Source organism: Rathayibacter sp. CAU 1779 (genome assembly GCF_054551755.1).
Genome location: NZ_JBTOLK010000002.1, coordinates 1 through 19,886, shown reverse-complemented (window position 1 = coordinate 19,886; position 19,886 = coordinate 1). Strand labels below are relative to the sequence as shown.

The window sequence follows — 19,886 nt, the reverse complement described above, 5'->3', positions numbered from 1 at the left end:
TGTCGGCGCGACATCTCAGCCTACCTGGCGACGCTCGGACGCCGCTCCTTCACCGTCGAGGCGTAGACGTCCACGTACTCCTGACCGCCCAGACGGTGCAGCGAGTAGACGATCTCGTCGGTGATCGACCGCAGGATGAACCGGTCGCCCTCGAGCCCCTCGAATCGGGAGAAGTCGAGCGGATCGCCGAAGACGACTCCCACCCGGCGGATGCGCGGCAGCTTCTTGCCGATCGGCATGATGGCCTGCGTTCCGACCATGACCACAGGGACGACCGGGACGCGCCCCTCGAGGATCATGCGCGCCACCCCGGTGCGGCCGCGGTACAGCTTGCCGTCGGGGCTGCGGGTGCCCTCCGGGTAGATGCCGAGGATCTCCGACCTCGCCAGCACACCGAGTCCGGTGTTCAGCGACGCCTCGGAGGCGGGACCGCCGCCACGGTCGATCGGCAGCTGGCCCGTCGCCTTCATGAACGTCTTCGTGAGCCATCCGGTGAGTCCGCGGCGGGTGAAGTAGTCGCTCTTGGCGAGGAAGGACACGTGTCTGCCGACGACCAGAGGAAGAAAGATGGAATCGATGAACGACAGATGGTTGCTGGCCAGGATGACGGCGCCGTTCTCGGGCACGTTCTCGAGGTTCACGACCCACGGGCGGAAGATCGCACGGAGCGCGGGACCCGCGATCACGTACTTCAACAGCCAGTAGAACACCGTCGGCGCAACCCTTTCTTCGCCATGACCCGGCTTTCGCAACTCGACGCTGCGTGCACGAGAAGCCTAGTGGGTGGCCGCATGCACACGGGCGAGGTCGGCCGCGCCGACGACGCCCGCGTCGTTCACGAGTTCCGCGATGCGGAACTCCGGCTCCGGGTGATAGCCGCGCGCCGGAAGGTTCTCCAGATAGGCCTGACGGATCGGCTCGAGCAGCAGGTCTCCCGCCTGTGCGACGCCTCCGCCGAAGACGAACATCTGCGGGTCGAGCACGGCACCGAGACTCGCGCTCGCCTGGCCGAGCCAGTCGCCGAGCTGACGGAGCGCCGCCAGGGCGCCGGGATCGTGCTCCTGGATGAGCGAGCTGATGTCCGGGCCGTTGAGTGAACCGGTGCGCCGGCGCACGTCGGCGAGCGCTTGTCCGATGCCGCCCTGGTCTGCGAGCTCGTTGGCGTAGCGCTGCAGCGCGCGTCCGGAGCCGTACTGCTCGATGCAACCGCGGGCGCCGCATCCGCAGAGCAGGCCGCCGGGGACCACACGCATGTGTCCGACCTCTGCACCGGCGCCGAACCCGCCGCGGAAGAGGCGATCCTCACTGACGATCGCACCCCCGACTCCGGTTCCGATCGTGAGGATCACCATGTCGCTGACGAGACGGCCGGCGCCGAAACGGAACTCGGCCCAGCCGGCGGCGTTCGCGTCGTTCTCCACGACGACGGGCACGTCGACGCGGGACTCGATCTTCTCGCGCAGCGGCTCGTTGCGCCACGCGATGTTCGGTGCGTAATAGACGGTCGACTGGGCGGCGTCGATGAATCCGGCGGCTGCGACTCCCGCTCCGACCGGGTTCGCGTCGACGCTCAGCCGCGTGATCATCTCGACAACGGCATCCTCGATCGTGGAGGCGTCCTTTGGAGTCGGCACCCGGTCGTCACGGATGATCGTCCCCAGTTCGTCGACCAGGGCTCCGGCGATCTTCGTGCCGCCGATGTCGATTCCGATCGCGTGCACGCCAGACGTCGCCTTTCGCTCGGGGAGTGAGGGGCCGTCAGAGCAGTCGGCCGATGCAGCATAGAGTGTACTGGTTGTATCGGTGCCGAAGGAGCTACCCCCGTGAACCATGCCGAAACGCCTGCAGCCGTGCCTGCGGACCCGAACGCGAACTCCGCAGACCTGCTCGCGGATCGCGCAGCGGAGACACCGGACAAGGTGCTCTTCGCGAAGCCGAGCGGCGACGGCTGGACCGATGTCACAGCAGCCCAGTTCGAGGCTGAGGTGGTCGCCCTGGCCAAGGGCCTTGTCGCAGCGGGGATCGAGCCAGGTGACAAGATCGGGATCATGTGCCGCACGCGGTACGAGTGGTCTCTGATCGACTTCGCCACCTGGTACGCCGGCGCCGTGCTCGTGCCGGTCTACGACACGAGCTCGCCGCTCCAGGTGCAGTGGAACCTGAGCGATTCGGGCGCCATCTCCGTGTTCCTTGAGACGGCGGATCATTTCGCGCGGTTCGACGAGGTCGCCGCCGATCTCCCGGCCGTGCGGAACGTCTGGCAGATCGAGCTCGGCGACCTGGACAAGATCGTCGCGGGCGGCACAGCGATTCCGGACGAGGAGATCGCCAGGCGTCGCAAGCTGGCGAACGCGGACGATCTCGCGACCGTCATCTACACCTCCGGCTCCATGGGCCGCCCGAAGGGCTGCGTCATCACGCATGCGAACTTCGTCGAGTTGTCCAGGAACTCCGCTGTCGCGCTCCACGAGCTCGTCGAGGACCCGCGCGGAGCATCCACTCTGCTCTTCCTGCCGCTGGCTCACGTGTTCGCCCGATTCATCGCTGTGCTCTCCGTGCACGGCGGCGTGCGAGTCGGCCACCAGCCCGACACCCGCAACCTGCTGCCGTCGCTCGGCAGCTTCAAGCCGAGCTTCCTGCTCGCCGTACCCCGCGTCTTCGAGAAGGTCTACAACTCGGCCGAGCAGAACGCGGAGTCGGGGGGCAAGGGCGGGATCTTCCGCAAGGCCGCGCACGTCGCCATCGAATACTCGAAGGCGAAGGAGGCGGGTGGAGCCATCCCGTTCGGGCTCCGGATGCAGTACGCGCTGTACAACCGCCTCGTGTTCTCCAAGCTGCGGGCCGCGATGGGCGGCAATGTGCGTTACGCGGTGTCCGGATCCGCGCCGCTGGGTTCACGACTCGGCCACTTCTTCCACAGCCTGGGCATCAATGTGCTCGAGGGCTACGGCCTGACGGAGACGACCGCGCCCGCCACGGTCAACCTTCCGCAGCGCTCGAAGATCGGCACCGTCGGCGTTCCGCTTCCGGGTGTCTCGATCCGGATCGCCGACGACGGCGAGATCCTCGTCAAGGGTGTCGACGTCTTCAAGGAGTACTGGAAGAACCCGGAGCAGACGGCGGCCTCGTTCGAGGACGGCTGGTTCAAGACCGGCGACCTCGGCAGCCTCGACGACGAGGGATTCCTCACCATCACCGGTCGCAAGAAGGAGATCATCGTCACGGCAGGAGGCAAGAACGTTGCGCCGGCCGTGCTCGAGGATCCCATCCGCGCGAATCCGCTCGTGAGCCAGGTGGTCGTGGTCGGCGATCAGAAGCCGTTCATCGCCTGCCTGATCACGCTCGACACCGAGATGCTGCCGGTGTGGCTGGCGAACAACGGACACGATGCGACACTGTCGCTCGACGTGGCGTCCAAGCATCCCGCGGTGCTCGCCGAGCTGCAGAAGGCGGTCGACGTCGCCAATGCTCAGGTCTCGCGTGCGGAGTCGATCCGCAAGTTCGTGGTGCTGACCACCGACTTCACGGAAGAGAGCGGACACCTCACGCCGAAGCTGAGCATCAAGCGCAACGAGATCCTGAAGGACTTCGCCGGCCAGATCGAGCAGCTGTATTCGACGAACGCGCCGGCGACCGAGGGCTTCTCCCTGCGCTGAGTCATTGCCGGTTCGGGATGTTATGCCCGTCTCGGCAGCTGGCCCCGGCGAATCACGCACAGCCGCGACACTCTCCACGAGGCGGCGGCGTGTACGTCGCGTTCTCAACTACGCGCAATGCCGCCTGCGGTGCGCCGGGCGGGGCACGCTGCAGCTGAAAGCGGAGGCCATTTCTGGCCTCCGCCGCGACGCCAGACCGGCGGGCGTCTCGCCCGCCGGTCTTCGGCGCACAAGACACTTCAGAACCAGGTGCTCTCCCGCACCTTGCGCATCGCCTCGCGGCGGCGCTCCGGCAGCAGCCGCTTGAGGTAGACGATGCCGTCGAGGTGATCCGTCTCGTGCTGCAGCGCCTGTGCGAGCACGCCCGTGCCCTCGACGATGACCTCGTTGCCGTCGAGGTCGATGCCTCGAGCCTTCGCGTAGGTGTGCCGGGGTGTCGGGAACCACAGTCCGGGCACGGAGAGGCATCCCTCGTCGATCTCCTCGACCTCGTCGCCGAGTTCGATGATCTCCGGGTTGATCAGGTAGCCGACGACGCCGTCGACGTCGTAGCTGAATGCCCGCAGGCCCACGCCGATCTGGCAGGCGGCAACGCCAGCGCGACCGTCCAGCTTGACGCTGTCCATGAGGTCGTCGATGAGCGCGCGCACGCCGTTGTCGATCGAATCGATGGGGTCGGAGACCATGCTGAGCACGGGGTCGCCGTAGAGGCGGATGGGGCGTTCGGGCATCCGATCATTGTATTAGGGCATGCCTGACCGTTCCGGGCCACGGCATGCGTCGAACCCCCGAACGGTCAGATGCGCCGAGGACCGGATGCTCGCTCACCGGTTCGCGGGAAGCCCCTCCACCACGAGAGCGGCAAGCACCCTTGCCGCGTGCCTGGTCGCCGGACGCAGCCTGTGGTAGTCGATCGCGGCGCCGGCCGCGAGCCGCGGATCGTACGGGATGCGCACCACGTCGCGGACCCGCGACTGGAAGTGCGCCTCGATCTCCTCGACGTTGACGAGGCTCGTGCCCTGCGTCGCCGTGTTCAACGCGATGATCGCGTTACGCACGAGCTCCTCGTACCCGTTGACCTCGAGCCAGGTGAGCGTCTCGGATGCCAGGCGGGCCTCGTCGACGCTTCCGCCGGACACGATCACGATCGAGTCGGCGCGACGAAGAGTCGGACGCATCACCGAGTGCACGATCCCGGTGCCGCAGTCCGTGAGCACGATCGAGTAGAAGCGCGACGCCAGATCGGCCACCACGTTGTAGTCGTTCTCGTCGAACGCCTCGGACAGCTGCGGATCCGTGTCCGACGCCAGAACATCGAGGCGCGTTACATCCCGCGAGACCAGCGTGGAGAAGTCGGTGTAGCCGGTGATCGATGCCGCGCGGTGCACGACGTCGCGCACCGTGGCATCCGTCTGCCGAGCGACACGTTCCGAGAGGGTGCCACGGTCAGGGTTGGCGTCGATCGCGACGATGCGGTCGTCGCGACGGTCCGCGAGCGCCATGCCGAGCAGAGCTGACACCGTCGTCTTGCCGACGCCGCCCTTCCTGGTGAGGACCGGCACGAACCGTGCGCCGCCCTCCAATGGTCGCTGGATGCGCCGGTCGAGTTCCTTGCGCTCCCGCACCTTGGGCGAGTCCCCGAGGTTGACCACTCCGAACGTGGCCTTGTAGAGCAGGAGGCGTCCGGCGCCCTCCGGTGCCGGACGGCCGAGCCTGCCAGGCACGAGCAGCCGGTCTGCGGTGAGCATCGCGGATGACTCCGGCACGGCGGACACCTCGCCGACGCGGCGGCCACGTCGGGACGGTTGCCACCCTGGCGACACCTCGACTTCGATGTGCGTCGGAAGCGGCGTGCGTCGCGGAGGCAACGGCTCGCGCTGCACCGGATGCGCCGTCACGATGGTGACGGACGCCGTCTGAGTGTGCAGAGGCTTGGCCGGATCGATCGACAGGTCGTCGATGGCGACGGCACTCTCCTCGATCGGCGGATCTTCTCGCGGCGCAGGCGGCAGGTCCACCACCACGTTGATGCTCCCCGATTCGGTGACGACGATGTCGCGGCCTTCGAGGCTGTCCTCATCGGAGACGAGGTCGGTGTCCTCGAGTGCCGATCCGCCTGACGGCTCCGCGTCCTCGTCGTGCGAATCGTCGCCATCGACCTCGCCGACGTCCTTGATGTCGCGGTCCGCCTCACCGCCATCGGTCTCATCGACGGTCGATGCGTCGTCTGGCGCGTTCTCGTCCGGGTTTTCCTTGGTTGCCACCGCTCCCCGTGCGGTTCCGCTCTTCTTGCTGCTTACAGCCACGAGCGCCTCCCCCTGCGTCGAGCCCCCAGTTTAGTGCCGGGCCACACGACCGCAGGGAGAAAACGCTTGCCCCCCAAACGGGTGGTTCTCCGGTCGGACTAGTCCGGCGTCACGACGAGGAGGAGGTCGCCGGCATCCACCTGTTGCGTTCCTGGCACGGCGAGCCTGGCGACGGTTCCGGATACGGGAGAGGCGATCGCCGCCTCCATCTTCATGGCCTCGATGGACGCGACCGGTGTGCCGGCTGTCACGCGATCGCCGACCTGCACCTGGAGCGTGATCACGCCGGAGAACGGCGCAGCCACGTGTCCGGGAATGGAGGCATCCGCCTTCTCTGCAGCCTTGGACTCCACGGTGATGGAGCGATCGCGCACGAAGACCGGGCGCAACTGGCCATTCAACGTGGTCATCACCGTGCGGATGCCCTTGTCATCCGCCTCGCCGATCGCCTCAAGGCCCGCATACAGCTGCACGCCCCGACCGAGCCGGATGACGTGCTCTGTGCCCGACTCGAGGCCGTAGAGGTAGTCGGCGGTGTCGAGCACGGAGACGTCGCCGAACAGCTCCCTGACCTGCTCGAACTGCCGTGCGGGAGCGGGGAAGAGCAGACGGTTCAGCGTGGCGCGGCGAGTGGTCGCGTCACCGGCGAGGCCGTCGCGCTCCTCGGCTGTCAGCGGGGTGACCCCGACACGAACGTCCTTGCCCTCGAGCACCTTGCTGCGGAACGGCTCGGGCCATCCTCCGGGCAGGTCGCCCAGCTCCCCCGCCATGAAGCCGACGACCGAGTCGGGAACGTCGTACTTCTGCGGATTGCGTTCGAACTCGTCAGGATCCGCGTGCACGGCGGCGAGGTGCAGGGCGAGGTCGCCGACCACCTTGGACGACGGGGTGACCTTCGGGATGCGCCCGAGGATGCGGTTGGCGGCCGCGTACATGTCCTCGATGAGTTCGAAGTCCTCGGCCAACCCGAGGGCCTTCGCCTGCTGACGCAGGTTCGAGAGCTGTCCGCCGGGGATCTCGTGCGTGTACACGCGTCCCGTCGGCCCTGGAAGGCCCGACTCGAACGGGGCATAAATGCCCCGGACGGCTGCCCAGTACGGCTCGAGATCCGTGACGTTCCTGAGCTCGATGCCCGTGTCGCGGGCGGTGTGCGCGAGGGCCGCGACGAGAGCGGATGCCGACGGCTGGCTCGTCGTGCCTGCCATCGGTGCGCTCGCGACGTCGACCGCGTCCGCGCCGGCGGCACTCGCCGCGAGCAGAGTCGCGAGCTGGCCGCCGGCCGTGTCGTGCGTGTGCACATGCACGGGCAGGTCGAACCGGTCGCGGAAGGATCGCACGATCAGGGCGGCCGCCTCCGGGCGAAGGAGTCCCGCCATGTCCTTGATGGCCAGCACGTGTGCACCCGCCTCGACGATGCTGTCCGCCAGCCGCAGGTAGTAGTCGAGCGTGTACAGGTTCTCGGCCGGATCCAGCACATCGCCCGTGTAGCAGACCGCGACCTCGGCCACGGCGGTGCCCGTGGTGAGGACCGCGTCGATGGCCGGTCGCATCTGGCTGACATCGTTCAGCGCGTCGAAGATACGGAAGATGTCCACGCCGGTGGCTGCGGCCTCGCGCACGAAGGCATCCGTCACCTCCGTGGGATACGGGGTGTAGCCGACGGTGTTGCGCCCGCGCAGCAGCATCTGGATGTTGATGTTGGGCAACGCCTCGCGGAGTGTCGCGAGACGCTCCCACGGGTCCTCGCCGAGGAACCGGAGCGCGACGTCGTAGGTGGCGCCTCCCCATGCCTCGACCGACAGGAGCTGAGGCGTCAGCCGCGCGACGTACGGCGCGACGGCGGTGAGGTCCTTGGTGCGGACCCTCGTCGCGAGCAACGACTGGTGCGCGTCGCGGAACGTCGTGTCGGTGACCGCGAGCGCGGTCTGCGCCCGCAATTCCTGCGCGAATCCGGCGGGTCCGAGCGTCAACAGCCGCTGGCGGGAGCCGTCCGGCGCAGGGGTGTCGAGGTCGACGGCGGGCAGCTTGGCCGCCGGATCGGCAACCTGCGGACGGGGTCCGTTCGGCTGGTTGACCGTGACATCCACGAGCCAGTTCAGGAGCTTCGTTCCGCGGTCCTTCGACACGCGGCCGCGGAAGAGCTGCGGACGCTCCTCGATGAACGCCGTGCTGAGGTCTCCTGCCACGAACGACGGATCATCGAGCACGGCCTGCAGGAACGGGATGTTCGTGGCGACCCCGCGAATGCGGAACTCGGCCAGCGCGCGGCGTGCGCGGAGGATCGCCGCACCGTAGTCCCGCCCGCGGCAGGTGAGCTTGGCGAGCATCGAGTCGAAGTGCGGGCTGATCTGCGCGCCGGCCGCGACCGTTCCGCCGTCGAGACGGATCCCGCCGCCGCCGGGCGAGCGATACGTCGTGATGGTGCCGGTGTCCGGACGGAAGCCCTGGGTCGGATCCTCCGTGGTGATCCGGCACTGGATGGCCGCGCCGTGCAGCTGGATGGTCTCCTGATGCAGCCCGAGGTCGGCGAGCGTCTCCCCCGCCGCGATGCGCATCTGCGACTGCACGAGGTCGACGTCGGTCACCTCCTCGGTGACCGTGTGCTCGACCTGGATGCGCGGATTCATCTCGATGAAGACGTGCTTGCCTGCGCGCTCCCCCGCAGTGTCGAGCAGGAACTCGACGGTTCCGGCGTTGACGTATCCGATCGAGGAGGCGAATGCGATGGCGTCCCGATAGAGGGACTGACGGATGTCGTCCGGCAGATTCGGCGCCGGCGCGATCTCCAGGACCTTCTGGTGCCGACGCTGCACGGAGCAGTCGCGCTCGAAGAGGTGGACGGTGCGGCCCGTGGCATCCGCCAGCACCTGCACCTCGATGTGGCGCGGACGCAGCACTGCCTGTTCGAGGAACATCGTGGGATCGCCGAAGGCGCTGTCCGCCTCGCGCATGGCCTCCTCGAGGGCTGGCCGCAGCTCCGCGAGCGTGTTGACCCGTCGCATGCCGCGGCCGCCGCCGCCGGCGACCGCCTTGGCGAAGATGGGGAAGCCGACGGCCTCAGCCCCCGCGAGGAGCTCCTCGATGTCGCGCGACGGCGGCGTCGAGGCGAGGACCGGAACGCCGGCCGCGATCGCGTGCTCCTTGGCCGTGACCTTGTTGCCCGCCATGCGGAGCACATCGGCGTTCGGACCGATGAAGGTGATGCCCGCTGCAGCCGCAGCCTCCGCCAGGTCGGGGTTCTCGGAGAGGAATCCGTATCCCGGGTAGATGGCGTCGGCACCCGACTCCTTGGCGACCCTGATGATCTCGTCGACATCCAGGTACGCCCGCACCGGATGCCCCGGCTCGCCGATCTCGTATGCCTCGTCCGCCTTCATCCGGTGCAGGGAGTTGCGGTCCTCGTAGGGGAACACCGCGACCGTCTTCGCACCGAGTTCATACGCGGCTCGGAACGCGCGGATGGCGATCTCCCCGCGGTTGGCCACCAAGATTTTCGTGAACATTAAGGCCTCTCTGGCGGGGCACGCGCCGCTCAGCGAACGGTTAGGTTCTCCAAGACTACTGACGGTAACGTTGCCTCTCGTGCATGTGCTCAGCGTCAGCTCACTCAAGGGCGGTGTCGGAAAGACCACGGTGACCTTGGGGCTCGCCTCGGCGGCATTCGCCAGGGGGCTGCGCACTCTGGTGGTGGATCTCGACCCGCAGTCTGATGTCTCCACAGGCATGGACATCACGATTGCCGGCCACCTCAACGTGGCTGATGTGCTGGCGTCTCCGAAGGAGAAGGTCGTGCGCGCCGCGATCGCGCCGAGCGGATGGACGCGTGGGCATCCCGGCAAGGTCGACGTGATGATCGGCAGCCCGTCCGCGATCAACTTCGACGGACCGCACCCCTCGATTCGGGACATCTGGAAACTCGAAGAGGCTCTCGCGAACGTCGAGCACGACTACGATCTTGTGCTCATCGACTGCGCTCCGTCGCTCAATGCGTTGACGCGAACGGCGTGGGCCGCCAGTGACCGCGTGTCGGTCGTCACGGAGCCCGGCCTGTTCTCCGTCGCGGCCGCGGACCGCGCCCTCCGCGCGATCGAGGAGATCCGCCGCGGACTCTCACCTCGTCTGCAGCCGCTCGGCATCATCGTGAACCGCGCCCGCGTTCAGTCGCTCGAGCACCAGTTCCGCATCAAGGAGCTGCGCGACATGTTCGGCCCGCTCGTGCTCTCCCCGCAACTGCCGGAGCGTACGTCGCTGCAGCAGGCTCAGGGCGCGGCGAAGCCGCTCCACGTGTGGCCTGGCGAGAGCGCACAGGAGATGGCACACAACTTCGACATGCTGCTCGAGCGTGTGCTGCGCACCGCCCGCATGGGCGACTACGCCGAGAACTAGGGCGCCCAGGCGCGGTCCGGCTCGCACGATCACGATCGTCGTGCGGTCTCCGCACTCGTTGGACGTTGGCACGTGGTGACCGACCCCGGAGTGGATCGCTGCCGCACGCCGAAGCTCGTCCGCCGGGCGGAACGTGTTCGATTCGGGCACGATGCGCGCATTCCACGCACACGAACCGCACACTGCGACGTTGCGGGTCGGCTGGGTCCAGTGACCCTGGCATGGCTGCGAAGGCGTGTGCTTTTCGACTCGCTGCACTCGCTCAGGGAGCGGGTCGGTAGGCACGCCCGCTCACGGAACGCGGGTGATCGACGCGCCGCTCCGCGGGTGGCGGCTAGGAGATCTTCTTCGCTGCGCGACGCTGGGCGAGCTCGTCCATCGAGTCGGCGGTCTGCACATCCAGCTCGACGAGACTGGTCTCGACCTCGCGCAACACCTTGCCGACGGCGATCCCGAAGACGCCCTGCCCACGGCCGACGAGATCGATGACCTCGTCGTCGGACGTGCAGAGATAGACGCTGGCACCGTCGCTCATGAGCGTGGTCTGCGCCAGATCGCTGACACCCTCACGACGCAACTGCTCGACGGCGGTGCGGATCTGCTGCAAGGAGATCCCGGTGTCGAGGAGACGTTTGACGAGCTTGAGCACGAGGATGTCGCGGAATCCGTAGAGACGCTGCGATCCGCTGCCGGCTGCACCGCGAACGGTGGGCTCGACGAGTCCGGTACGAGCCCAGTAGTCGAGCTGCCGATAGCTGATGCCGGCAGCCCGCGCGGCGACCGCGCCACGGTAGCCGGTCACGTCGTCCATCTCGGGAAGCCCGTCGGTGAAGAGGAACCCGAGGTCGTAGCGAGCGTCGTCGTTCCGACGAACTTCGGTCATGCGCTGTCCCTCTCACCCCGGATACGTCGTCTCAGCGGCGTACCTTCAACGGTAACCGTGCCTGCGGAGGCGAGCAACGACATCCGGTCGAACACGTCGGCGTGTCGTGGTCGCTTCGCCGTCACTGCGTCAGGCGCGCGAGAGCGGCTCGCACGATGCCGGATCGCACGGTCTCCAGATCGTCGGCGAGTTCGCGGCCGAGTTCTCCTGCGCGGGCACGCGCGCTCGTGTCGGAACGCCTCGCGACGGGCGCCAGCGCAGTCTGGATCAGGCCGATGTCCCGCTCCGCCGAAGCCCGCAGACCGCGCAGGTGACGCGGCTCGATTCCGCTGCGGTGCAGTTCGACGAGGGCCTTGAGGACCGTGAGCTGATCCTCTCCGTAGACGTCGGCGGGGACGATCAGGGAGGAGGCGATGGCCTCTTGCAGAAGAGCGGGAGAGGCATCCGCTTCGTTCAGCAGTTCGTCCCTGCTGAAACGATGGCCGGTGGAGAGAATGGTCGGCCTCGTCGGGCCCGTCGCGCCCGGGATGATCGGTGTGCGCCCGGCGTCCTGCTCGGCGAGATAGCCGCGGATCACCTTGAGCGGCAGATAGTGGTCGCGCTGCAGGGTGAGGATCGTGCGCAGCCGCTCGACGTCTTCTGCGCAGAACTTGCGGTAGCCGGACGCCGTTCGCGCAGGCGTGACGAGTCCCTGCTCTTCCAGGAACCGCAGCTTGGACGGCGCGAGATCCGGGAAGTCCGGCGTCAGCTGCGCCAGCACCTGACCGATGCCGAGGAGCGGTCCACGGGCAGCCGCGGATTCGCGCGCCTGGGTGGACTCGGGGGACATCAGGCCGACGCTGACGCGTCCAGATCGGGGCGGGCGGCGTAGAACGTGAGCCTGAACTTGCCGATCTGCACCTCGGCGCCGTCGCTCAGGATGGCGCTCTCCACACGGACACCGTCGAAATACGTGCCGTTGAGCGAACCGAGGTCCTTGACCTCGAACACGTTGCCGTGGCGGATGAACTCCGCATGCCGCCGCGAGACCGTCACGTCGTCGAGGAAGATGTCGGCATCGGGATGCCGGCCGGCCGTCGTGATGTCCGCGTCGAGGAGGAACCTGGCACCCGTGTTGGGGCCTCGCCGCACGATCAAGAGGGCCGATCCGCTCGGTAATGCGCCGATCGCTTCACGCTCTTCGGGAGTGACTCCAGCCGCTTGCGCGTTCATCGCTGCGGCGAATTCCTCGCCGAAGCCCGCGGTCGTGTCGTCTCCCCCGGCTCGCTGCGCTTCGCGTTTCGGGTCGTTCTGCTCAGCCACCGTCGACCTCCTCTCCGGAAAGCGTATCGGATGCCGCGCCATCGTTGGCAGGTGCGCGCCGCACCACCCGGACGGTTTCGCGAACATAGAGGATGCCGGCCCACCAGTACAGGAAAGCGCCCCACAGCGCTATCGCCCACCCGACCGGCTGAGACGCCCACGAGATCTCATGGAACGCCTCGCCCAGCATCAGCACGGGGAGCGCCACGAGGAGGGCGAAGGTCGCCACCTTGCCCAGGTGATGCACCGGGAGCGGACCGTATCCGTGGTTCGCTAGCACGATGCCGAGGATGAGGAGCATCACGTCCCTGGCGATGATCGCGATCACGAGCCACCACGGCAGCAGATCCCGCCAGGCAAGTCCGATCAGGGCAGCGAAGATGTACAGACGATCCGCGGCAGGGTCGAGCAACTGGCCGAGGCGCGACACCTGTCCGAGTCGTCGCGCCAGATATCCGTCGAAGAAGTCCGTGACGCTGGCGATGATGAGCACCACGAGCGCCCATGCATCCCACGCGACGATGACGAACCACAGGAAGACCGGGACCAGCGCGAGCCGGAAGAAGCTCAGCAGATTGGGGACGGTCAGCACGCGAGAGGAGACCGTGCTGGATGCCTGTGCCACGCCTCGCAATCTTAGGCTGCCCAGGCGATCATCGCTGACGGCCCTCGCTGGGGTGACGGCATCGTGGAGGCTGCCACGCCGCGCACGCATTCCGTCGTCGTTCCGTGTTCGGGCTCGCCCCGGCTGCGCGGGGTCGGAGGTCCGCGGCCCTAGAATCCGAAGCATGTCCCCCGTGATCGTGTGCCTGTGGATCCTCGTCGCCATCTGCGTCGTGACGTGGGTGCTGTCGTTGCTCACGAAGGAGTACTCCTGGGTCGACCGCATCTGGTCGCTGGTTCCCGTCGCGTACGTGTGGGTCTACGCCGTCGCCGCGGGAATGGCGGATGTGCGGCTGGACGTGATGGCCGCGCTCGTGACGCTGTGGGGGGCGCGGCTCACCTTCAACTTCGCCCGGAAGGGCGGTTACGCGCCGGGCGGTGAGGACTATCGCTGGGCGTTCCTCCGCTCGAGGATCGCCGGCTGGAAATGGTTCCTCTTCAACCTCTTCTTCATCGTGATCTACCAGAACGTGCTGCTCTTCCTGATCTCGCTGCCCGCGTGGACCGCGTACCAGCACCGCACGCCGTTCACGGTGCTGGACGTCGTCGCCGTCGTCGTGTTCCTCGCGTTCCTCACCGGCGAGACCGTCGCCGACCAGCAGCAGTGGGACTTCCACCGCTGGAAGGCTGCGGAAGTCGCCGCGGGGCGCGAGCCGTATCCGCGGTTCCTGCAGTCTGGCCTGTTCCGCTTCTCGCGGCATCCCAACTTCTTCTTCGAGCAGGCGCAATGGTGGGTGATCTTCTTCTTCGGGGCGATCGCCGCCGGATCCGTGCTGCAGTGGACAGTGCTCGGCGCGGTGCTCCTCACCGTGCTGTTCATCGGCTCGACCGTGTTCACGGAGAGCATCTCGCGCACCCGGTATCCGGAGTACGCGCAGTATCAGGCGACGACCTCGCCGATCGTCCCCTGGTTGCCGCGAAGGTCCACGGCGGAGGCCGCCGCCCGCTGATCCAGATCAGCGCCCGTCGGCTCGGCGCCGCCCGATCCTCGACCCGCGCCGAGCCTCGCCACGGTGTCGCTCGCCGGGATTAACGTGGAACGCATGTCGTGCATCCGGTTCAACACTCCTGCCCAGCGTGATGCGATGCGGCGCGCTGCGCCCACCATGCTGACGGCGGAGGAGGCCGCCGCGCTGCATCCCATGCCGCAGCTGACGGAGAGCAAGATCCGCCGGCTGCGGCTGCTCGCCCGGCACGACAATCCGAAGATCCGCGAGAGTGTGGCGAGCAGCTACAACACGCCGGCCGACCTCTTCGCGACCCTGGCGCATGACCCGGACGCCGGAGTGCGCGGCTGCGTCGCACGCAACGAGGCGACCCCGTGCGACGTGCTCAGAGAACTCGCCGGCGACACGTCCGAGACCGTGCGCGGCTGGGTCGCCGTCAACTACTTCGTGCCCGATGACGCCATGGAGCGACTGGCACAGGACGAGAGCGCGACGGTGCGTGCGCTCGTGAGGTGGAAGGCGTCGCTCGCCGAGGACGCGTCCGTCTCCTGAGGCGGCACTGTCTGGTCTTCGGGCGCGTGAGGCTGGTTTCGACGGGCTCAACCAGCGGTGTCTTCGAGTGCGTCGAGCGCTCGGAGAAGGCGTCCGGGAGAGGCGGTGGACGCGCCGAGGGCGGTCACGCGATCCGCGAGTCCCCGGTCCGCGGTGACGACGATCGCCTGATCCGGACGTGACAGCGATGCCACGTGGTCGACGATCGCGGAGTCTCCGTCGGTCTCGGCGCGCACGACGGTGACGGAATTCGGATGCTCGTGATCGGGCATCCGCTTCGCCTCGCCTTCCAGCACCACCACGACGCGCGGCCACCACCTGTCGTGCGGCAGCCCGAGAACATCGGAGGGCCAGCCCGCCTCGTCCAGAGCGGACAGCCGGTCCAGCAGCCGTGCAGCGGCCCCCGCGCGGTCGCGCCACCAGCCGTCTGGACGGGAGCCGACGACGTTCGCGGCGTCGACGACGACGACGGGATCGCGATCCAGGTCGGTGCGCAGCACGGGCCAGCGCGCGGCGAAGCCGGGGTGCAGGGGCAACGTGGCGACGTCGTCAACGGGAACCCATCGCACTTCGATGCTCTCGGCGTCGCCGATCACCGGCTCGAAGAATTCCGTGGTTGCGGCGACCACCGTGGAGTAGGACCACCAGCCGAGGTCCAGCAGAGAGAGGAAGCGCGGCCTCACCGACCGCTCCGGCACTCCCGCTTCCTCGGATGCCTCGCGCACGGCACCCTGCTGGGCGCTCTCACCCTCGTGGCGCGCACCGCCCGGCAGACCCCAGGTGCCGCCGAAATGGCTCCACTCCGCGCGATGCTGCAGCAGCACCCCGGCTTCGGGATGCGCGACCAGCAGTCCGGCAGCGCCGAACGTGCCCCAGAACCGACGGCCGTCCGGACCGTTCACCCATCCGTCACCGCTGCCGAGCGGACGCCTTTCCAGCGCCATGCGCTCAGGCCGCGGTTCCCGTGCGAGCGGATGCGCGGCCGCCGTGCTCGAGACGAGTGTGGGATCGTTGCCGCGGCTGGCTCATCGCTCCAGTCTTCCAGCCGCGCAAAGCCGATGGGGAATCGAGCGACCGATTGTGCCGAACGATGTCGCACCGATCGGCTCAGCCCGCCTTCTTCCGTGTGCTCCGAGTCGCGTGTTCGCCGGTGTCCTTCGCGCTCGCCTTCGAACGGCCGGACTTCCCGGTGGACGCCGTGCTCTTCTTCCCGCCTCTGCCGGTCTCGCCCCTGCTCTTCTCGACGCTGCGCCGAAGAGCCTCCATGAGGTCGAGCACCTCGCCCTTCTCCCCCTCGGACTCCTCCCCGAAGGTCGCCTCGGTGTCGATGGTGTCGCCCTGCTCGAGCTTGGCGTCGATCAGCTTCTGGAGCTGGATCTGGTAGTCGTCGTCGTACTTTTCCGGCTCGAAGTCGCTCTCGTAGCTGGCGACGAGCTTCGACGACATGTCGAGCTCCTTGTCGGTGATCCGCACGGTCTCGGAGAGGCTCGAGAACTCCGGCTGCCGCACCTCGTCGGCCCAGAGCAGACCCTGCAGCATGAGGATGCCGTCGCGCACTCGAAGGGCGCCGAGCCGCGTCTTCTGCCGCAGAGCGAACTTCACGATGGCCGTGCGATTCGTGGCCTCCAGTGTCTGCCGGAGGAGCACGTAGGCCTTGGTGGAACGCGAATCCGGTTCGAGGAAGTAGCTGCGCTCGAACATGATCGGATCGACCTGATCGTCCGGGACGAACTCGACCACTTCGATGTCGTTGCTGCGCTCTTCCGGCAGCGCCTTCAGATCCTCGTCGGTCAGCACGACAGTCTGATCGCCGGCGTCGTAGGCCTTCACGATGTGTTCGTACGGCACGATCTCCCCGTCGATCTCGCAACGACGCTGGTAGCGGATCCGCCCGCCGTCCTTGTCGTGCACCTGGTGCAACGACACGTCGTGGTCTTCCGTCGCGCTGTAGATCTTCACCGGCACGTTGACCAGTCCGAAGGCGATGACGCGCTTGCCGATGGCTCGCATACCATCTATTGCACAGCCCGCGACGCGGTTCGACAAGCCTCGGCGATCCTGGCGGACCCGGCGCGCGACTGGATCACTGCAGCGGGACGCCGATCCGTCAACCCGTGCTGCAGCCGAGAGCGCAGCGTAACGTCGAGCGCATGGGGGCTAAGAGCACCGCGGGCAAGGGCACCGCGGGCGGCACTGTGTCATCGGGTGCCGGCACGAAGAACACGCAGGTGGTGGAGGTCGACGGGCATCGGATCCGGCTCACGAACCTCGACAAGGTGCTGTATCCGGCCACCGGCACCACGAAGGGCGACTTGCTGTCTTACTACGCGCGGATCGCCGACCACCTGATCGAGCATGCACACGGCCGCCCCGCCACGCGCAAGCGATGGGTGAACGGCGTGGGGACGGCGGAGCATCCGGAGCAGCCGTTCTTCCAGAAGAATCTGGACGAGGGGACGCCGGACTGGGTGCCACGGGTCAGCATTCAGCACAGCGATCACGTGAACGTGTACCCGCTCGTGAACGAGCCCGCGGTGCTGACCTGGCTGGGGCAGATCGCGGCGCTGGAGATCCACGTGCCGCAGTGGCAGGCGGGTCCGCGGGGCGCCAGACACAACCCCGATCGCCTCGTGCTCGATCTGGACCCCGGTGAAGGGGTGGGGCTGCGGGAGTGTGCGGACGTGGCCGGATGGGCCAGAGACATCCTGTCGGACATGGGGCTGGACCCCGTGCCCGTGACGAGCGGGAGCAAGGGCATCCACCTCTACGCCAGGCTCGACGGCAAGCAGACTTCCGACCAGGCGTCGCAGGTGGCGCATGAGTTGGCCCGCGCGCTCGAGGCCGACCATCGCGGCGAGGTGATCAGCACCATGAAGCGGGTCGATCGCGCAGGCAAGGTGTTCATCGACTGGAGCCAGAACAATTCCAACAAGACGACGATTGCACCGTATTCACTGCGCGGGCGCGCACATCCGACCGTCGCGACACCTCGAACCTGGCGCGAGCTCGCCTCACCGAAGCTGCGCCAGCTCGGGTACGAGGAGGTGCTCGAGCGCGTCGCGAAGAAGGGCGATCCGCTGTCCGATGCCCGTCCGCACTCGATCGACGACCCAGGGGCGGCCTCCACGGGTGCTCCGCGGAGGCCCGAAAGAGATCGGCTGACGGTGTACCGCAGCAAGCGGGATGCCGCAAAGACGCCGGAGCCGGTGCCGGCCGGGTCGCCGTCGACGACCTCCGGACGCTCGTTCGTCATCCAGAAGCACGCCGCCAGGCGGCTGCACTACGACTTCCGCTTGGAACGCGACGGCGTGCTGGTCAGCTGGGCGCTTCCCAAGGGCGTGCCGACGGACACGAAGTCGAACCACCTCGCGGTGCACGTCGAGGATCATCCGCTGGACTACGGCGGATTCCACGGTGACATTCCGCACGGGGAATACGGTGCAGGACACGTGGAGATCTGGGACTCGGGCGTCTACGACCTGGAGAAGTGGCGGGAGGGCGAGGAGGTCATCGTCACGCTGCATCCGTCACGCGACGGCGGGCTCGGCGGACAGCCGGTGAAGGTCGCGCTCATCCACACGGGGAAGTCCGGTGCCGGCGGTTCGGGTGACGACAAGAATTGGCTGATCCATCGCATGGTCGCGGATCGCGTGCACAAGGACTACTCCCCCATGCTCGCCACGCTCGGCACCCAGCCGCAGCTCGAGCACGACGAAGAACGGTGGGCGTTCGAGGACAAGTGGGACGGCATCCGTGCCATCGCCTACGTGAAGGACGGCACCGTGCGACTCGTGACCCGCAACGGCAACGATGTGACGGCGCAGTATCCCGAGCTGACCGCGATCGCGGACGCCGCCCGCTCCTCAGCCGTGCTCGACGGCGAGATCGTCGCCCTCGAGGACGGACATCCCGACTTCGGACTGCTCCAGCAGCGGATGAACCTGCAGAACGAAGCCGAGATCTCACGCGTGGCGACCCGCGTGCCTGTGCGTTACTACGTGTTCGACATCCTGGAGCTCGACGGACACGACATCACCGGCGAGGAGTACGACGTGCGCCGCGCCGCACTCGAGCACGTCGTCACCGACCGGCATCGCGGCGTGCTCCAGGTGCCGGACACCGTCGACGGGCCCATCGGTGCGGCGATGAAGCAGAGCCGCGCAGCCGGATACGAAGGCATCGTCGCGAAGGACCGCCGGTCCACCTACGCCGCAGGACGGCGGTCCACCTCCTGGATCAAGGTGAAGCACCATGCCACCCAGGAGGTCGTCGTCGGCGGATGGAAGCCGGGCGAGGGCCGTCGCGAAGACGGAGTCGGATCGCTGCTGCTGGGCATCCCGCACGGGGATGCCCTCGCCTACGTCGGCAAGGTGGGAACCGGATTCGACGACGAAGAGCTGGACGAGATCGCCGAGCGGCTCGCCGGTGTCGCGAGCGACTCGGATCCGTTCGACGACATTCCGGCCGCCGACGCCCGCGGCGTGCGGTGGGTCGAACCCGTGTTCGTCGGCGAGGTGGAATTCGCGGAATGGACGAAGGGCGGCCGGCTTCGTCAGCCCTCGTGGCGCGGATGGCGCACCGACAAGGATCCGAAGGACGTCGTGCGCGAGAGCCCGTGACGCGACGACCACGTACGACCGCATGTCGCGCGCGAGTGCTTCGTGTCCGGTCGGTCCTCGGTCCGCCCGCAGCGATGCTCCGACGACGCAGAGCAGAAGAGGCGGGAGCAGGAGGATCTACGACCGCGGGTCAGGCGCCGGGCTGCGCCCGGACCGCTTCGCCTGCTGCTGCGCGTTCGTCGGCCTCGAGCGCCTCGTTGACGAGACCGCGGACGATCGACTCCCAGTCGGAGCCCTCGTAGTCCGTCTCGGTCTGTCCGGCGATGACACCGCCGTATACCGGCTCGTGCTCCTCGCCCTCCGCGGACATGACCGTCAGCGATCCGATCGTGCGCCCGTCGTCCGAGCGAACGGCCCAGTCCTCCGGACCGAGGCGGTGGATGACGTAACCGGCACCGCGATGTTCGAAGTGCACGGTGTCGTTCTCGAGGATGGACGCGATCATCGCTGGGTTATAGGCCAAAAAGAGTGGATGGGGTGGCCGTTTTGCCGCGTGTTTGTGCGGTGAGATGGGGATCGTTATGGTCCGCGACGCTTAGTCGTGGACCTTCCATTGAATTCGATCGCGTGCG

The 19,886-nt window shown here is 67.6% G+C and carries 17 protein-coding genes; 5 read left to right on the top strand and 12 right to left on the bottom strand.

Annotation, left to right across the window (positions count from 1 at the left end):
- Positions 1–20: 20 nt before the first annotated feature.
- Together ACX9R5_RS11050 and ACX9R5_RS11045 are read right to left on the bottom strand one after the other, a co-directional pair.
- Positions 21–710 carry a lysophospholipid acyltransferase family protein gene (locus ACX9R5_RS11050; protein WP_459409099.1) on the bottom strand — a complete coding sequence of 230 codons (690 nt, stop codon included), beginning with the start codon at positions 708–710 and terminating at the stop codon, positions 21–23.
- Between the two features lie 66 nt (positions 711–776).
- Complete coding sequence (locus ACX9R5_RS11045; RefSeq protein WP_459409098.1) at positions 777–1,721, bottom strand: ROK family glucokinase; 945 nt, start codon at positions 1,719–1,721, stop codon at positions 777–779.
- Between the two features lie 102 nt (positions 1,722–1,823).
- On the opposite strand from ACX9R5_RS11045, the gene ACX9R5_RS11040 reads away from it, so the two are divergent.
- Positions 1,824–3,656 (top strand): AMP-dependent synthetase/ligase, encoded by a 1,833-nt coding sequence (locus tag ACX9R5_RS11040; RefSeq protein ID WP_459409097.1) that lies wholly within the window; start codon positions 1,824–1,826, stop codon positions 3,654–3,656.
- Positions 3,657–3,895: 239 nt separating this feature from the next.
- Here the strand turns inward: ACX9R5_RS11040 and ACX9R5_RS11035 are convergent, their stop codons facing one another.
- The 3 genes from ACX9R5_RS11035 to ACX9R5_RS11025 form a co-directional block, all read right to left on the bottom strand.
- Positions 3,896–4,387: a peptide deformylase gene (locus ACX9R5_RS11035; protein ID WP_459409096.1), complete on the bottom strand. Its 492-nt coding sequence runs from the start codon at positions 4,385–4,387 to the stop codon at positions 3,896–3,898.
- Positions 4,388–4,480: 93 nt separating this feature from the next.
- Positions 4,481–5,962 (bottom strand): MinD/ParA family ATP-binding protein, encoded by a 1,482-nt coding sequence (locus ACX9R5_RS11030; protein WP_459409095.1) that lies wholly within the window; start codon positions 5,960–5,962, stop codon positions 4,481–4,483.
- A gap of 98 nt (positions 5,963–6,060) precedes the next feature.
- The gene (locus tag ACX9R5_RS11025) at positions 6,061–9,465 is read right to left on the bottom strand and encodes a pyruvate carboxylase (RefSeq protein WP_459409094.1); all 3,405 of its coding nucleotides are present in this window, start codon (positions 9,463–9,465) and stop codon (positions 6,061–6,063) included.
- Between the two features lie 79 nt (positions 9,466–9,544).
- On the opposite strand from ACX9R5_RS11025, the gene ACX9R5_RS11020 reads away from it, so the two are divergent.
- A complete protein-coding gene (locus tag ACX9R5_RS11020) occupies positions 9,545–10,348 on the top strand; it encodes a ParA family protein (protein ID WP_459409093.1) in 804 nt (267 codons plus the stop codon).
- A gap of 334 nt (positions 10,349–10,682) precedes the next feature.
- Here ACX9R5_RS11020 and ACX9R5_RS11015 read toward each other — a convergent pair whose 3' ends face one another.
- The 4 genes from ACX9R5_RS11015 to ACX9R5_RS11000 all read right to left on the bottom strand — a co-directional run bounded on the left by ACX9R5_RS11015 (position 10,683) and on the right by ACX9R5_RS11000 (position 13,158).
- A complete protein-coding gene (locus ACX9R5_RS11015; RefSeq protein WP_459409092.1) occupies positions 10,683–11,231 on the bottom strand; it encodes a MerR family transcriptional regulator in 549 nt (182 codons plus the stop codon).
- A gap of 121 nt (positions 11,232–11,352) precedes the next feature.
- On the bottom strand, positions 11,353–12,060 hold the full coding sequence (ftsR, locus tag ACX9R5_RS11010) for a transcriptional regulator FtsR (protein ID WP_459409091.1): 708 nt from the start codon (positions 12,058–12,060) through the stop codon (positions 11,353–11,355).
- Positions 12,060–12,575, bottom strand: a complete 516-nt coding sequence (locus ACX9R5_RS11005; RefSeq protein WP_459409090.1) for an FHA domain-containing protein — start codon at positions 12,573–12,575, stop codon at positions 12,060–12,062. Before ACX9R5_RS11005 ends, ftsR begins: the two co-directional genes overlap by 1 nt.
- Positions 12,526–13,158, bottom strand: coding sequence for a CDP-alcohol phosphatidyltransferase family protein (locus ACX9R5_RS11000; RefSeq protein ID WP_459409089.1), 633 nt, complete (start codon positions 13,156–13,158; stop codon positions 12,526–12,528). The genes ACX9R5_RS11005 and ACX9R5_RS11000 overlap by 50 nt, the downstream gene beginning before the upstream one ends.
- Positions 13,159–13,321: 163 nt before the next feature.
- Between ACX9R5_RS11000 and ACX9R5_RS10995 the strand changes: the two genes are divergently transcribed.
- Positions 13,322–14,146 (top strand): DUF1295 domain-containing protein, encoded by an 825-nt coding sequence (locus ACX9R5_RS10995; protein WP_459409088.1) that lies wholly within the window; start codon positions 13,322–13,324, stop codon positions 14,144–14,146.
- 93 nt (positions 14,147–14,239) lie between these two features.
- Positions 14,240–14,695, top strand: a complete 456-nt coding sequence (locus ACX9R5_RS10990; protein WP_459409087.1) for a hypothetical protein — start codon at positions 14,240–14,242, stop codon at positions 14,693–14,695.
- Positions 14,696–14,742: 47 nt separating this feature from the next.
- Here ACX9R5_RS10990 and ACX9R5_RS10985 read toward each other — a convergent pair whose 3' ends face one another.
- Positions 14,743–15,639, bottom strand: a complete 897-nt coding sequence (locus ACX9R5_RS10985) for an NUDIX domain-containing protein (protein WP_459409086.1) — start codon at positions 15,637–15,639, stop codon at positions 14,743–14,745.
- Between the two features lie 163 nt (positions 15,640–15,802).
- Positions 15,803–16,705 (bottom strand): non-homologous end joining protein Ku, encoded by a 903-nt coding sequence (gene ku / locus ACX9R5_RS10980; RefSeq protein ID WP_459409085.1) that lies wholly within the window; start codon positions 16,703–16,705, stop codon positions 15,803–15,805.
- Between the two features lie 140 nt (positions 16,706–16,845).
- On the opposite strand from ku, the gene ACX9R5_RS10975 reads away from it, so the two are divergent.
- A complete protein-coding gene (locus tag ACX9R5_RS10975; protein ID WP_459409084.1) occupies positions 16,846–19,314 on the top strand; it encodes an ATP-dependent DNA ligase in 2,469 nt (822 codons plus the stop codon).
- A gap of 130 nt (positions 19,315–19,444) precedes the next feature.
- On the opposite strand, the gene ACX9R5_RS10970 is transcribed toward ACX9R5_RS10975, so the two are convergent.
- Positions 19,445–19,759, bottom strand: a complete 315-nt coding sequence (locus ACX9R5_RS10970) for a hypothetical protein (RefSeq protein WP_459409083.1) — start codon at positions 19,757–19,759, stop codon at positions 19,445–19,447.
- Between the last annotated feature and the right edge of the window lie 127 nt (positions 19,760–19,886).

Coding starts and splice junctions, on each gene's coding strand:
- ACX9R5_RS11035 (WP_459409096.1), bottom strand. CDS start 4,387: ATGCCCGAACGCCCCATCCGCCTCTACGGCGACCCCGTGCTCAGCATG.
- ACX9R5_RS11025 (WP_459409094.1), bottom strand. CDS start 9,465: ATGTTCACGAAAATCTTGGTGGCCAACCGCGGGGAGATCGCCATCCGC.
- ACX9R5_RS11015 (WP_459409092.1), bottom strand. CDS start 11,231: ATGACCGAAGTTCGTCGGAACGACGACGCTCGCTACGACCTCGGGTTC.
- ftsR (WP_459409091.1), bottom strand. CDS start 12,060: ATGTCCCCCGAGTCCACCCAGGCGCGCGAATCCGCGGCTGCCCGTGGA.
- ACX9R5_RS11005 (WP_459409090.1), bottom strand. CDS start 12,575: ATGGCGCGGCATCCGATACGCTTTCCGGAGAGGAGGTCGACGGTGGCT.
- ACX9R5_RS10995 (WP_459409088.1), top strand. CDS start 13,322: ATGTCCCCCGTGATCGTGTGCCTGTGGATCCTCGTCGCCATCTGCGTC.
- ACX9R5_RS10990 (WP_459409087.1), top strand. CDS start 14,240: ATGTCGTGCATCCGGTTCAACACTCCTGCCCAGCGTGATGCGATGCGG.
- ACX9R5_RS10985 (WP_459409086.1), bottom strand. CDS start 15,639: ATGGCGCTGGAAAGGCGTCCGCTCGGCAGCGGTGACGGATGGGTGAAC.
- ku (WP_459409085.1), bottom strand. CDS start 16,705: ATGCGAGCCATCGGCAAGCGCGTCATCGCCTTCGGACTGGTCAACGTG.
- ACX9R5_RS10975 (WP_459409084.1), top strand. CDS start 16,846: ATGGGGGCTAAGAGCACCGCGGGCAAGGGCACCGCGGGCGGCACTGTG.
- ACX9R5_RS10970 (WP_459409083.1), bottom strand. CDS start 19,759: ATGATCGCGTCCATCCTCGAGAACGACACCGTGCACTTCGAACATCGC.